General features: G+C 72.5%; 11 protein-coding genes. 8 read left to right on the forward strand and 3 right to left on the reverse strand.

Annotated features, from left to right (window positions below; genetic code table 11):
• Positions 1-9: 9 nt before the first annotated feature.
• The gene (locus tag BSB02_RS22895) at positions 10-642 is read right to left on the reverse strand and encodes a response regulator (protein WP_084961669.1); all 633 of its coding nucleotides are present in this window, start codon (positions 640-642) and stop codon (positions 10-12) included.
• Positions 639-1835 (reverse strand): ATP-binding protein, encoded by a 1197-nt coding sequence (locus BSB02_RS22900; RefSeq protein ID WP_084961671.1) that lies wholly within the window; start codon positions 1833-1835, stop codon positions 639-641. Before BSB02_RS22900 ends, BSB02_RS22895 begins: the two co-directional genes overlap by 4 nt.
• A 112-nt stretch (positions 1836-1947) precedes the next feature.
• On the opposite strand from BSB02_RS22900, the gene BSB02_RS22905 reads away from it, so the two are divergent.
• The 8 genes from BSB02_RS22905 to BSB02_RS22940 all read left to right on the forward strand — a co-directional run bounded on the left by BSB02_RS22905 (position 1948) and on the right by BSB02_RS22940 (position 12202).
• A complete protein-coding gene (locus BSB02_RS22905; RefSeq protein WP_084961673.1) occupies positions 1948-3606 on the forward strand; it encodes a PspC domain-containing protein in 1659 nt (552 codons plus the stop codon).
• Complete coding sequence (locus tag BSB02_RS22910; protein ID WP_084961675.1) at positions 3596-3799, forward strand: hypothetical protein; 204 nt, start codon at positions 3596-3598, stop codon at positions 3797-3799. The genes BSB02_RS22905 and BSB02_RS22910 overlap by 11 nt, the downstream gene beginning before the upstream one ends.
• A gap of 71 nt (positions 3800-3870) precedes the next feature.
• The gene (locus BSB02_RS22915; protein ID WP_084961677.1) at positions 3871-4374 is read left to right on the forward strand and encodes a (2Fe-2S)-binding protein; all 504 of its coding nucleotides are present in this window, start codon (positions 3871-3873) and stop codon (positions 4372-4374) included.
• Positions 4375-4394: 20 nt separating this feature from the next.
• On the forward strand, positions 4395-6776 hold the full coding sequence (locus BSB02_RS22920) for a xanthine dehydrogenase family protein molybdopterin-binding subunit (protein WP_084961926.1): 2382 nt from the start codon (positions 4395-4397) through the stop codon (positions 6774-6776).
• The gene (locus BSB02_RS22925) at positions 6773-7615 is read left to right on the forward strand and encodes an FAD binding domain-containing protein (RefSeq protein ID WP_084961679.1); all 843 of its coding nucleotides are present in this window, start codon (positions 6773-6775) and stop codon (positions 7613-7615) included. Before BSB02_RS22920 ends, BSB02_RS22925 begins: the two co-directional genes overlap by 4 nt.
• 86 nt (positions 7616-7701) lie before the next feature.
• Positions 7702-8424: an SRPBCC family protein gene (locus BSB02_RS22930; protein ID WP_084961681.1), complete on the forward strand. Its 723-nt coding sequence runs from the start codon at positions 7702-7704 to the stop codon at positions 8422-8424.
• Between the two features lie 81 nt (positions 8425-8505).
• Complete coding sequence (locus BSB02_RS22935; RefSeq protein ID WP_084961683.1) at positions 8506-11142, forward strand: CDP-glycerol:glycerophosphate glycerophosphotransferase; 2637 nt, start codon at positions 8506-8508, stop codon at positions 11140-11142.
• A 16-nt stretch (positions 11143-11158) separates the two neighbouring features.
• Positions 11159-12202, forward strand: coding sequence for a glycosyltransferase (locus BSB02_RS22940; RefSeq protein ID WP_240506599.1), 1044 nt, complete (start codon positions 11159-11161; stop codon positions 12200-12202).
• 117 nt (positions 12203-12319) lie between these two features.
• Here the strand turns inward: BSB02_RS22940 and BSB02_RS22945 are convergent, their stop codons facing one another.
• Positions 12320-13369, reverse strand: coding sequence for a sulfotransferase family protein (locus BSB02_RS22945; RefSeq protein WP_084961688.1), 1050 nt, complete (start codon positions 13367-13369; stop codon positions 12320-12322).

The raw sequence follows: 13369 nt of genomic DNA on the forward strand, positions 1-13369 counted from the left end.
AACCGGACGTCAGACCAGCCGCCGCGCCGTGGCCCAGCGGGACAGCTCGTGCCGGTTGGACAGCTGGAGCTTGCGCAGGACGCTGGACACGTGGGTCTCCACGGTCTTGACGGAGATGAACAGCTCCTTGGCGATCTCCTTGTAGGCGTAGCCGCGGGCGATCAGCCGCAGCACCTCGCGCTCGCGCTGGGTCAACGAGTCGAGCTCGGGGTCGATCGGCGGCGCCTCGGTGGAGGCGAAGGCGTCCAGGACGAACCCGGCCAGCCGCGGCGAGAAGACCGCGTCGCCCTCGGCCACGCGCCGGATGGCGTCGGTGAGCTCGCGCCCGCTGATGTTCTTGGTGACGTAGCCGCGCGCGCCGCCCCTGATGACCCCGATCACGTCCTCGGCGGCGTCGGAGACCGACAGCGCCAGGAAGCGCACCTGCGACCCGGTGCCGAGCACCCGCCGGAGCACCTCCTGCCCGCCCCCGCCGGGCATGTGGACGTCCAGCAGCACCACGTCGGGCTCCAGCTCGGCGATCGCCTTGACCGCGCTGTCGACGTCCTCCGCCTCGCCCACCACCTGGATGCTGTCCCCCAGCTCGGCCCGCACGCCTGAGCGGAACAAGCGGTGATCATCGACGATCAGCACGCGGATCATTTCTTCTCCACCTTCATGGTCAGCATCACTTCCGTGCCTTCACCGGGCTCGCTGCGCACCCTGGCCGTGCCGCCGTGGCGCTCCATCCTGCCGACGATGGACTCTCTGATGCCCATCCTGTCCGGCGGGACCGCGTCGAGGTCGAATCCCTTGCCGCGATCTTTCACGGAAATGAAGACTTCGTCCCCCTCTACTTCGGCATACACCGAAATAACCGGACTTTCAGAATATTTGGCCGCATTGACCAGCGCCTGCCGGAGGGCCTTGAGCATCGCGTCGAGCCGCTGGTCCAGCTGGACGTCGCCGACGCAGACGATCTCCACGGGCACGCCGTGCGCGTCCTCCTCCTCGGCCGCGATCCTGCGCACCGCCGCGGCCAGCGTGGCGTCGGCGTCCTGCTTGGGCTGGTAGAGCCAGTTGCGCAGCTCGCGCTCCTGGGCGCGGGCCAGGCGCGTCACCTCGCGCGGATCGTGCGCGACCCGCTGGATCAGCGTCAGCGTGTGCAGCACCGAGTCGTGGACCATGGCCGCGACCTCGGCGCGCTCCTCCTGCCTGATGCGCTCCCTGCGCTCCTGCTGCAGTTCCTTCCACAGCCCGGCCAGCCACGGGGCGGCGATGACCAGCAGCCCGCCGACGACCACCGCGGTGAACAGCAGCCCCGGCCGGGCCGCCGCCAGCTGGCCCTCGGAGATCAGGAACCCGATCGCGCCGCCGACCACCAGGACGACGCCCAGCAGCGTGCGCACCCGGTTCGCGCGGATGCCCTTGGTGGCCCCGCTCATCCAGGTCTTGCGCCGGTCGGGGTCGGCCTGCTGCCACAGGATCAGCGCGCCGATCCCGCCCACCGCGAACGGCAGCATGGCGATGCCGCCCCGTGACGCCCCCGTCAGCCAGCCGAAGGCGAACAGCGCCACGCCGATCGCGGTGAACGCCGCCAGCTGGCTCCAGTCGCGCGAGGGCGGCTGCTGCCCCTGGTACGGCTCCCGCGGCGTGATCATCCACAGCACGGCGTAGGCGACCGCGCCGACCCCGTCCACCACGCTGAGCAGCACGAAGGCCAGCCGGATCACCACGGGATCCAGCCGCAGCTGCCGCGCGAGCCCCTGGGCGACGCCGCCCACGAGGCGCCCCTCCATCGGCCGCATCAGGCGCGGGAAGGGGACGGGCTCGGTGCTCGTCTTCTGGTCTGCCATAACACGCAAATCGTCACACGAATCGGGGTCCGCGCACATCAGGGGACGGCCCCGGGGTCGGGTCAGGGTGCTCCCGGATGCGATCGGGGTCGCGCCGGGCCACGATGGTGGCATGAGCGAAGCACCGCCCGGCCGTACCGACCAGGCACCGCCCCCTCCCGCGCCGCCGCGCCCGCTGGCGCGCAGCGGCGAGGGCCGCATCCTGACGGGCGTGTGCGCGGGTATGGGCAGGTACACGGGGATCGACCCCGTCGTCTTCCGCCTGGCGTTCGCGGTGCTCGTCGTCGCCTCCGGCGTCGGGGTGTACCTGTACGTCGCGGCCTGGCTGCTGATGAAGGCACCCTCGGGCGGCCCCGGGTACGTGGAGCAGTGGACGCGCCGCGACTTCGATGGGCAGACGGTCATGGCGCTGCTGACGGCGGTGCTCGGCTTCGGGCTCACGGTGAACCTGGCCACCGTCTGGGTCGGCACGGGGACGCTGGTGGTCGCCACGCTGCTGGCCGTGGCACTGCTCACGGCGCACGCCAGAGGGGTGGATCTGCTGGGGCTGGCCCGGTCGATGCCCGAGCGGCTCAACCGCAGGAGGACGGCGGACCTGCCGCACGTCGCCCCTCCCGCGCCCCGCTTCGACGGCTTCCCGCCGCCCCGCGCCGAACCCGCCGACGTGCCGCCCACGACCCAGGTCCGTACGCCGGAGGCGCCGGGCGGGCGACCAGATGCCGCCCAGGCCGCGGACGCTCCCCGGGTTCCCGACGCTCCCCAGGTCCCCGAGCCCCGCACGGAGATCTTCGAGCCCGCCGGGCACCGGGCCGAGACGTCCGCACCCGAGACCGAGCCGAAGACCGAGGCCTTCGAGCCCGTCGCGCCCGAGCCCCAGATGCCCGAGCCCCAGGCGCCCGAACCCCACACCGAGGTCTTCGAGGCGCCCGAGGGCCCGCCGCCCTCGGTACCGCGCCTGCCGTACGGCGAGCCGTTCGCCCCGCACGGCCCCTACCGGCCGCTCGACCCGCGCAAGCGCTCCGGCTACGGAGCGCCGGAGCCCTACGAGCAGCCCTACGAGCAGCCCTACGAGCACAGCCCCTACGGCTACCCCGGCCCGTACGAGCCGCTGCCCCACCCCGCCCCGTCCCGCCGCGGGCGGGCGGCGGCGCCCAGGCGCCCCAGGTCCTTCATCGGGGCGATCACCACGCTGCTCGCTTTGATCATGGGAGGGATCGTCGTGGCCGTCCAGTCCACGTCGGGAACCGGACCGAGCCTGACCGCCGTCGGCGGCGCGATGCTCGTCACCATCGGCGCCGGGCTGCTGGTGGCGGCCTGGTGGGGCAGGGGCGCCGGTCTGGTCGCGCTGGGCACGGTCGTGGCGGTCGCCGCTTCGCTCGGCCTGCTGTTCCGCGGCCTGCCGACGAAGATCTCCGACGTGACGTGGCAGCCGACGAGCGCGGCGGAGGCGCGCGAGGAGTACGCGGTGGGCATCGGCGAGGGCCTCCTCGACCTCACCGGGCTCAAGCTGGAGCCCGGCTCGACGGTCACCGTCCGCGCCTCGGTCTCGGTCGGCGAGCTGGTCGTGGAGGTCCCGCCGACGGTCGCGCTGGAGGTGCACGCCACCAACAAGGTGGGCGACATCAAGGTCGGCCACTGGCTGTCGGGCGGCACCGGGGTCGAGGTGGACAAGGTCTTCCCGCCCGAGGTGCCGCCGGAGGGCGCGCCGGCGACGATCGTCCTGCACATCAGGGGCGGCGTGGGCGACGTGGAGGTGAAGCGTGCCGCGTGACCTGGAGCGGCCCGGCCGCCTGCACCGCACCGACTGGATGGCCCTGCTCAGCGGGCTGCTGTTCCTGACCCTCGGCGTCCTGATGCTCAACGGCCGGCTCCACGACTGGGTGGTCCTGCTGTCGGCCACGGTGGCCGGTCTGGGACTGGCGGGGCTGGTGGCGATCGTCGCGCGGGTGTTCCGCGGACGATAGCGACCCCTTGACCCTGGGTAACAGGGGCGTAGCTTGGCATTTGTCCGCCTTATCCCTGCAAGGGAGGACGAATGCCCCGGATCACCGTCACCGTCGACGGCATCAGGTACGAGGAGGACGTGGAGCCACGCCTCCTCCTCGTGCACTTCCTACGCGACCGCCTGGGCAAGACCGGCACTCCCATCGGTTGCGACACCAGCAACTGCGGCGCCTGCACGGTCCTGCTCGACGGCAAGAGCGTCAAGAGCTGCTCGGTCCTGGCCGTCCAGGCCGACGGCTGCGACGTCGTCACCATCGAGGGCCTGGCTCCAGGCAACGGCCAGATGCATCCCTTGCAGCGGGCCTTCCACGAAGAGCACGCGCTGCAATGCGGCTACTGCACGCCCGGCATGGTCATGGCCGCCCTCGACCTGTTGAGGGAGAACCCCGATCCGTCGGAGGAGGAGATCAGGCACGGGCTGGAGGGCAACCTCTGCCGGTGCACCGGATACTGCAACATCGTCAGAGCGGTACGGCGGGGCGCCCAGGAGATGGGCCAGGCCCAGGAGGCCGGTCAGGAGGTGAGGACGCCGTGACGGAGGAACTCGACGCCGGCATGGTCGCCCAGCGGATCGCCGAGAGCGACCAGGTCTCCGAGCCCTCGCCGAACGGGGAGGTCGGCAGGAGACGCCGCCGCAAGGAGGACGCGCGCCTGCTCACCGGGCGGACGCAGTGGACCGACAACATCCAGCTGCCTGGCATGCTGTACGTGCAGTTTCTGCGCAGCCCGATGGCGCACGCCCGCATCACCCGCGTGGACGTGTCCGCCGCGCGGGAGCTGCCGGGCGTCGTGGCCGCCTTCAGCGGCCAGGACCTCGCCTCCGAGCAGGGCTCGCTGCCGTGCGCCTGGCCGGTGACCGAGGACATCGCGATCCCCGAGCACCCGCCGATGGCCGTCTCCGAGGTCCGCTACGTCGGCGAGGCGGTGGCGTGCGTGGTCGCCACGGACCGCTACCGCGCGGCCGACGCGCTGGAGGCCATCGAGGTCGACTACGAGCCCCTGCCGCCCGTCCTGGACATGAACGACGCGCTGGCCGAGGGCGCGCCGAAGGTCCACGAGACCGGCAACAAGGCCTACACCTGGAAGTTCGCGCAGGGCGACATGGAGGCGGCGCTGCGCGACGCGCCGGTGCGCATCGACCGCACCTACATCCAGCAACGGCTCATCCCGTCGGCCATGGAGCCGCGGGCCGTGGTGGCGACCACCGACGGCGAGACCTTCACGATGTGGAGCGCGACGCAGATCCCGCACATCCTGCGCGTCATGCTCGCGCTGACGACGGGCATCCCGGAGCACAAGCTGCGCGTCATCGCGCCCGACGTGGGCGGCGGCTTCGGCTCCAAGCTCCAGGTCACCGCCGAGGAGGTCGTCTGCCTGCTGCTCACCAAGCGCCTGGGCAAGCCGGTCAAGTGGACCGAGTCGCGCAGCGAGGGCAACCTCACCGTGCACCACGGCCGCGACCAGATCCAGCACATCACGATCGCGGCCGAGTCCGACGGGCGCATCCGCGGCGTGCGGGTGGAGCTGCTGGTCGACATGGGCGCCTACCTGATGCTGGTCACGCCGGGCATCCCGCTGCTGGGCGCGTTCATGTACAACGGCATCTACAAGATGGACGCCTACGACTTCACGTGCACGGGCGTGTTCACCACCAAGATGCCGACCGACGCCTACCGCGGCGCGGGCCGTCCCGAGGCCACCTACGCCATCGAGCGGGCCATGGACGAGCTGGCCGCGGAGCTCAACATGGACCCCGTCGAGGTACGGCGGCGCAACTGGATCAAGCACGAGGAGTTCCCGTACACCACGATCGCCGGGCTCACCTACGACTCCGGCAACTACGAGGCCGCGACCGACAAGGCCCTGGCGCTGTTCGGCTACGACAAGCTGCGGGCCGAGCAGGCCGACCGGCGGGACCGCCGCGACCCCGTCCAGCTGGGCATCGGCGTGTCCACCTACACCGAGATGTGCGGCCTGGCGCCCAGCCGGGTGCTGGGCAGCCTGAGCTACGGCGCGGGCGGCTGGGAGCACGGCTCGGTGCGCGTGCTGCCGACCGGCAAGGTCGAGGTGGTCACCGGCAGCTCGGCGCACGGCCAGGGCCACGAGACCGCCTGGAGCCAGCTCGTCGCCGACGCGCTCGGCGTGCCGTTCGAGGACGTCTCGGTGCTGCACGGCGACACCGCGATCTCGCACCGGGGCATGGACACCTACGGCTCGCGCTCGCTGGTCGTCGGCGGCATGGCCGTCCTGTCGGCCTGCGAGAAGGTCAAGGAGAAGGCCAGGAAGATCGCCGCGCACACGCTGGAGTGCTCGCCGGAGGACGTGGAGTTCAGCCAGGGCGTCTTCCGCGTCAAGGGGACGGGCGCCCAGAAGACGATCCAGGAGCTGGCGCTGGCCGCCTTCGCCGCCCACGACCTGCCCGAGGGCATGGAGCCCAGGCTCGACGCCGACGCCACGCTGGACCCGGAGAACTTCTCCTTCCCGCACGGCACCCACCTGTGCGCGGTCGAGGTGGACACCGAGACCGGCCACGTGAAGATCCGCTCGTACGTGGCGGTCGACGACGTCGGCCGGGTCGTCAACCCGCTGATCGTCGAGGGCCAGGTGCACGGCGGCATCGCGCAGGGCATCGCCCAGGCGTTGTACGAGGAGGCCGTCTACGACGCGGAGGGCAACCTGCTCACCTCGACGATGGCCGACTACCTGCTGCCGTCGGCGGCCGACCTGCCGGACTTCGTCACCGACCGGACGGAGACGCCCGCTACGAGCAACCCGCTGGGAGTCAAGGGCGTGGGCGAGGCGGGCACGATCGCCTCCACCCCGGCCGTCGTCAACGCCATCGTGGACGCGCTGCGCCCGCACGGCGTGCACGACATCCAGATGCCCTGCACGCCGGAACGGATCTGGCGGGCGCTCAGGGAAAGGGCACAGGCATGATCCCGGCACAGTTCGACTACGTGCGCGCCTCCTCGCTGGAGGAGGCCACCCAGGCGCTGGCCGCCGACGAGGACGCCAAGGTCATCGCGGGCGGGCAGTCGCTGCTGCCGCTGCTGCGCCTGCGCCTGGCCTACCCCTCCACGCTGGTGGACATCGGCCGCCTGCCCGAGCTGCGCGGCGTGCAGGACCGGGGCGACCACGTGTTCATCGGCGCGCTGACCACCCACGACGAGGTCATGCGGGACCCGGTGCTGGCCGCCGAGTGCCCGCTGGTGGCGATGGGCGCCGCCACGGTGGCCGACCCCGCGGTACGGCACCGCGGCACCTTCGGCGGCTCGCTCGCCCACGCCGACCCCGCCGGCGACCTGCCGGCCGTGATCCTGGCGCTGGACGGCGTCATGGTCACCACCAGGCGGGAGATCCCGGCGGCCGAGTTCTTCGTGGACTACCTGGAGTCCGCGATGGAGCCGGACGAGATCCTCACCGGCGTGCGCATTCCGAAGCTGGGCGAGGGATGGGGCTACCACTACGAGAAGTTCCACCGCACCGCCCAGGCCTGGGCGATCGTGGGGGTGGCGGCAGCCGTACGGCGCTCCGACGGGGCCGTCGCCGAGGCGAGGATCGGCCTGACGAACATGGGGCCGACGCCGCTGCGCGCGAGCGCGACCGAGGCGGCGCTGGCCGGCGCCGAACTCGGCGACGCGGTACGGCAGGCGTGCGAGCAGGCGGCCGAGGGCACCTCGCCGCCGTCCGACCTGCACGGCCAGGCCGACTACCGCAGGCACCTGGCTCAGGTGCTCACCCGGCGGGCGGTGCTCGCCGCGGCCGGAGCCCACTGATCCGGGAAGGCCGGGGGCGCGGCGCCGTGCCCCCGGCTCTCCCGGTTTGTCCGATCCCACGTGTCACGAGGAGGGAAGCGGTCCCCATGGCGATGCGGTTCGAGCACGAGTTCTCGGTTCCCGTCCCCATCGAGCAGGCCTGGGCGGTGCTGCTCGACGTGGAGCGGGTGGCGCCGTGCCTGCCGGGCGCGACCCTCGACACGGTCGAGGGCGAGGAGTTCACCGGCAGGATGAAGGTGAAGGTCGGGCCGATCACGGTGACCTATCGCGGCTCGGCCAGGTTCGAGGAGATCGACAAGGACTCCTACAGCCTGCGGCTGAAGGCGGGCGGGCGCGAGGCGAGGGGCTCGGGCACCGCGGACGCGACGGTGGACGCGCGGCTGACGCCGGCCGGCGACCGCACCGCGGTCAAGGTGGAGACGACCTTCAACGTCACCGGGCGGCCCGCTCAGTTCGGCCGGGGCGTCATGCAGGAGGTGGGCGGCAGGCTGCTCGACCGGTTCGCGGAGAACCTGGCGGACATGCTGACCGGCCACGGCGAGGAGCGGGCCGAGGAGGCCGGGAAGACCGAGGAGGCCGTGCGGCGCGAGGAGGCGCCGGAGGAGGGGGAACGGCGCCTGGTCGCGGTCCCCGAGCCCCAGGAGGACCGGCCCGCCACCCCGCTGCGCACCTCGCGGACCGCCGATGAGGAGGCGCTGGACCTGTTGGAGATCGCCGGAGCGCCGTTGCTGAAGCGGGTGGCGCCCGTGGTCGGCGCGCTGGCCGTTCTCCTGGTCATCATTTGGCTGATCAGGCGTGTAATCCGGTAAAAACACCGGCAAGTCCGGACACTTCGCCTAAGTAGGCGGGAATGCCTCATCCCAAGCGGCCATGAGACACGGGGGGACGGCATGCCGGACTGCACCGTCGTCGTCATCACCTACAACGACGCGGCCCGCCTGCCCAGGGCCGTGCGTTCCGTCCTGGACCAGTCGCTGCGCGACCTCGAAGTCGTCATCGTCGACGACGCCAGCACCGACGGGACCGCCCAGGTCGCCCAGGAGCTCATGCGGGCCGACGGCCGCGTCCGCTACCTGCGGCGGCCGGCCAACAGCGGAGGATGCGGGGCGCCGCGCAACGACGGCGTCGACGCGGCGCTCTCGCCGTACGTCATGTTCCTCGACAGCGACGACGAGCTGCCCAGGCACGCCTGCAAGAGCCTGCTGACCGAGATCGAGCGGACCGGCGCGGACTTCGTCTCCGGCCAGATCGCCCGCTACATCGAACCCGGCGGCCGCCTCGCACACTATTACCCCTCGCTGTTCGCCAGGCGCCGCACGGTCGAGGGCATCCGGCAGGAGCCCCAGCTGTTCCTCGACGGCTTCTCCACCAACAAGCTCTACCGCACCGGCTTCCTGCGCTCCCACGGCCTGCGCTTCCCCGAGGACATCCACTACGAGGACCACGTCTTCTCCGCCGAGCTGTACGCCTGCGCCCGCCGCTTCGCGATCGTGCCGTGGGTGGTCTACCACTGGCACCGCGCGGAGCACCGCGCCTCGATCTCCTCCAACATCCGGGAGATGGCCAACGTACGGCACCGCGTCGAGGCCGCCAGGCGCAGCGACGAGGTCCTGCGCCGGCGTGGCATGGCCGACCTCGTGCCGGCCCGCCAGCACCGCTTCCTCCGCCAGGACCTGCGCGTCTACCTCAACCCGCTGCCGATGCGCGACCGCGTGTGGGTCAAGGAGTTCGCCGCCGTGGTCCGGCCGTACCTGGCGGAGATCCCCGAGGAGGTCGTGGAACGCTCCGATCCCATGCCGAGGGTCTGCGTCCAGCTCATCCTGGAGGACCGGGTCGACGACCTGCGGGTGGCCTGCCAGGCCCTCACCGGGCCCAAACCGCCGCCGCGCGTCGCCACCCAGCGGGACGGCCGCACGTACTGGGGCACCACGGTCAGCCCGGGCATGGACATCACCCGCCTGCGGCTGGCCGAGCTGCCGTTCTCGGCCTCGCGCCTGCGCCACGAGGTCGCCGAGCTCGACTCCGACGGCCGCCGCCTCACCGTGACCGTGCGCACCTACGACCCGTTCGGCGCGCTGCCGCTGGAGTGGAAGGCCTACCTGGAGATCGGCCGCACCCGCGTGCCGCTGCGGCCCCGCCGTACCGGCGAGGGAACCCTGGTCGGCAAGGTCTCCTTCACCCCCGCCTCCGGAGGCGCCGCCTACCTCGCCTTCGTCCGCCTGTCCGACGGCCGCGTCACCCGGGACCGGCTCATCGTCGACCCCGCCATGGAGCCCCTCGTGGCCTCCGGCTACACGGCGAGTGCGGAGGGATACGGGGGCTACCTGCGCCTGCGGGCGCCGCGCTCCCGGCTGCGCGCGCTCAGGCGCAGGCTGACCAGGAAGGCGCTGCGCAGGGTGAGCACGCCCGAGGTCAAGCTCAAGGTCTACAAGGCCCTCATCCGGGTAGTGCCCCGCCGGAGGGACCTCGCGCTGTTCGAGGCCGACTGCGGTAAGGGGTACACCGGCAGCCCGCGCGCCGTCTACGAGGAGGTGCGGCGGCGCGGACTGCCGGTCACCGCGGTCTGGTCGGTGGCGCGCGGCCGCTCCGCCTTCCCTCCGGACGCCGCGCTCGTGCGGCGCATGAGCTGGCGCTACGTCTGGACCATGGCCAGGGCCGCCTACTGGATCGACAGCCACGGCCTCCCGCTGGACTTCCCCAAGCCGCCCGGCACCCGCTACCTGCAGACCTGGCACGGGCAGGGCATCAAGTCCATCGGCTTCGACGCGCCCGACCTGCGGGCGGACTTCGCCAAGCCGCGCGAGCGGTGGGAGCGGGCGGTCGCGCGGTGGGACGCGCTCGTCTCGCCCGGCGCGGAGTTCGAGCGCGTCTTCCTCCCGGCCAACCGCTACACCGGCCCCGTCCTGCGGTACGGCACGCCGCGCTGCGACGCGCTGGTCCGGGGCGTCGCGCCCGAGGGGCTGCGCGAGCGGCTGGAGATCCCCGAAGGCCGCAAGATCCTCCTGTACGCGCCCACCTACCGGGACGCGGCCATGTACACCGGCCAGTCGGTGCGGGTCGACCTGGAGGCGCTCGCCGAGGAGGTGGCCGGGGAGTGGGCGCTCATCCTGCGCACCCACCCGGCCGACCGCTACCGCGTGCCCGAGCACGTGCGGCACTTCGTCACGCCCGCCGGGTCCTACCCGGAGATCAACGACCTGATGCTGCTGTCGGACGCCCTGCTGACGGACTACTCCTCGGTCAGCAGCGACTACGCCATCACCGGCAAGCCGATGATCTTCTACATCGACGACTGGGAGGAGTACCGGCGCGCCCAGCGGGGCGTCTACCACGACCTGCCCGCCATCGCGCCCGGCCCCTGCGTGCGGACCGTCGCCGAGCTCGTCGCCTGCCTGCGCGACCTGCCCGCCGTCCACGCCTCCTACGCGGCCAGGTACGCGGCCTGGCGCGAGCTGTGGTGCGCCGAGGAACGCGGCGACGCCTCCCGCAGAGTCGTGGATGCGTTCTTCCTGGGGAAGCAGCCGTGACCATGGGGAGGCAGCCGTGAGGATCGCCTTCGCCTGCCTGGACGCCGACACGCTGGGCGGCATCCAGCAGATCACCCACACCCTCGCCCAGGGGCTGGCCGAGCGTGGCCACGAGGTCGACGTCATCGGGCTGTACGCGGCCGACAAGCCGTTCCGCTACGTCGAGCGGCCGCTGTACCGCAGGCACGTGATCAACCGCGCGCCCCTGGGCGCCGAGCGCCGCCGCGTCGCGGACCGGCGGCTGCGCAGGGCGCTGCCCGACGCCGGCTACCTGGTGATGACCTCGCCCAGCGTGGTGGCCAGGATGGCGGAGCTCGGGCGCGGCCTGCGGCGGATCGGGCAGTACCACGGCTCCTTCGAGCACGCGCGCGGCTCCTGGCACCTGGCCTCGATCCGCCGCAACTACGGCGCGCTGGACCAGGCCGTCTTCCTCAGCGAGGAGGACGCCTGGCGGTTCTCCGAGCAGGCGCTGCTGCCCAACGCCTGGGCGCTGCCGAACCCGCTCACCATGTGGCCGGAGGAGACCTCGACGCTGGAGACCCCCCGGGTGCTCGGCGTGGGCCGCCTGGAGGGCGTCAAGCGGTTCGACCGGCTCATCAGCGCCTTCGCCATGGCCTCGGAGCCGCCGTGGGAGCTGCACCTGATCGGCGACGGGCCGGAGGCCGGCTGGCTGCGCGCCCACGCCGAGCGGGAGGGGGTGGCCGACCGCGTGCGGTTCCGTGGGCGCGTGCCGGTCTCGCAGATGACGGCCGAGTACCGCCAGGCCGCCCTCCTCGGGCTGACCAGCGACCACGAGGGACTGGGGCTGGTGCTGCTGGAGGCCGCCGCGCACGGCGTGCCGTCGGTGGCCTTCGACGTCTCCGGCGGGGTCCGCTCGGCCGGGCCGGTGCTCGTCCCTCCCGGCGACGTGGCGGCCTTCGCCGACCGTCTCCGTCTGCTCATGCGGGAGCACGAGGAACGGCGCCGCCTGGGCGCCGCCGCCCGGGAGCGGGCCGCGGACTTCCGGCTGGAGCGGATCCTGGACCGCTGGGAGGAGCTGTTCGCGCACATCGAGCGCTGAGGACCCTGAAGACGCGGAGGTCCCTGAAGACGCGGAGGTCCCTGAAGACGCGGAGGTCCCTGAGGACGCTGAGGGCGCGCCGAGCGCTGAGGGAGACGCCGAGGCCCGCCGCCCCGGTCAGAGCGCGCGCTGGGCGGCCGGCGCGACCCCGCTGCGCTGCTGCGGGAACCCGGCCAGCGCCCGCTGCCCGCCGGTGAGCATCGCCGCCACGGGGCCGGGCTCGCGCAGGCGGGCCAGCCGGTCCAGCATCGCCTTGCGCGTCCTGGACCGGTGCCGCTTCTGCATCACCTTGTGCAGCCGGGCGAGCTGCTCCTTGGCCGGCTTGGGCGCGCCGGACAGCTCATAGCCGTTGGCCTGCAGCCGCTCCCCCAGCTCCTCCTCGCACAGGGCGATCTCCCAGTCCTCCAGCCGCGTCGCCCAGCTGCCCACCCGCGCCCGGGTGACCTCGCTGTGGGTGTTGCCGTGCCACACCTTGTGCAGCGGCACGACCTCGTCGGCCGCCTCCTTGGGCGAGACCACCGACGGGTCGAACTCCTCCCCCAGGAAGGCGCACAGCTTGCGCATCTCCCCCGCCGGGTCGGCCGTCAGGTCCTCGTAGCGCAGCTCGTAGTAGGTGTCGGCGGGCAGGGTACGGCGCAGCCTGCGCCCGTAGTCGATCGCCTCGGCCCACGTGGAGATCGCGTGGTAGCTGCTGTGCGTGAACCACGGCATCTCCTTCAGGCTCGCCACGCAGTCGCGCCCGTCCCTGATCAGGTGCACGAACTGGGCGTCGGGGAACAGCCGCCGGAGGGTGTCGACGTGCTTGACGTAGCTGGGCCGCTTGTCGCCCCAGCGGGCCTTGCCGAACCGCTCGGCGTACATCTCGAACGCCGTGCCCAGCACCGAGCCCAGGGACCCGGGCGCCGCCTCGGCCTGCCGGATGAAGGAGTCCTTGCCGATGCCGAGCTCCTTGAACTTGGCGCTGCGGTCGGTGGCGATCCACTCGGCCAGCGCGCGCCTGCGCTCGGGCCGGCGCATGTCGCCGAAGGCGCGCCGCTTCTGGTAGGCGGGCAGGACGAACCGGGTCTCCGGCGCCACCGCGACCCGCGGGTGCGAATGGAGCATCAGCTGGAGCATCGTGGTGCCGCTGCGCGGGCACCCGACGACGAAGATAGGTCGATCGGACAT

The organism is Thermoactinospora rubra (assembly GCF_002093975.1).
GTDB classification, from domain to species: Bacteria; Actinomycetota; Actinomycetes; order Streptosporangiales; family Streptosporangiaceae; genus Nonomuraea; species Nonomuraea rubra_A.

What these genes read in the sequence shown, in the direction of transcription:
- BSB02_RS22895 (WP_084961669.1), bottom strand. Translation starts at nt 642, where the DNA reads ATGATCCGCGTGCTGATCGTCGATGATCACCGCTTGTTCCGCTCAGGC.
- BSB02_RS22900 (WP_084961671.1), bottom strand. Translation starts at nt 1,835, where the DNA reads ATGGCAGACCAGAAGACGAGCACCGAGCCCGTCCCCTTCCCGCGCCTG.
- BSB02_RS22905 (WP_084961673.1), top strand. Translation starts at nt 1,948, where the DNA reads ATGAGCGAAGCACCGCCCGGCCGTACCGACCAGGCACCGCCCCCTCCC.
- BSB02_RS22915 (WP_084961677.1), top strand. Translation starts at nt 3,871, where the DNA reads ATGCCCCGGATCACCGTCACCGTCGACGGCATCAGGTACGAGGAGGAC.
- BSB02_RS22920 (WP_084961926.1), top strand. Translation starts at nt 4,395, where the DNA reads ATGGTCGCCCAGCGGATCGCCGAGAGCGACCAGGTCTCCGAGCCCTCG.
- BSB02_RS22925 (WP_084961679.1), top strand. Translation starts at nt 6,773, where the DNA reads ATGATCCCGGCACAGTTCGACTACGTGCGCGCCTCCTCGCTGGAGGAG.
- BSB02_RS22930 (WP_084961681.1), top strand. Translation starts at nt 7,702, where the DNA reads ATGGCGATGCGGTTCGAGCACGAGTTCTCGGTTCCCGTCCCCATCGAG.
- BSB02_RS22935 (WP_084961683.1), top strand. Translation starts at nt 8,506, where the DNA reads ATGCCGGACTGCACCGTCGTCGTCATCACCTACAACGACGCGGCCCGC.
- BSB02_RS22945 (WP_084961688.1), bottom strand. Translation starts at nt 13,369, where the DNA reads ATGTCCGATCGACCTATCTTCGTCGTCGGGTGCCCGCGCAGCGGCACC.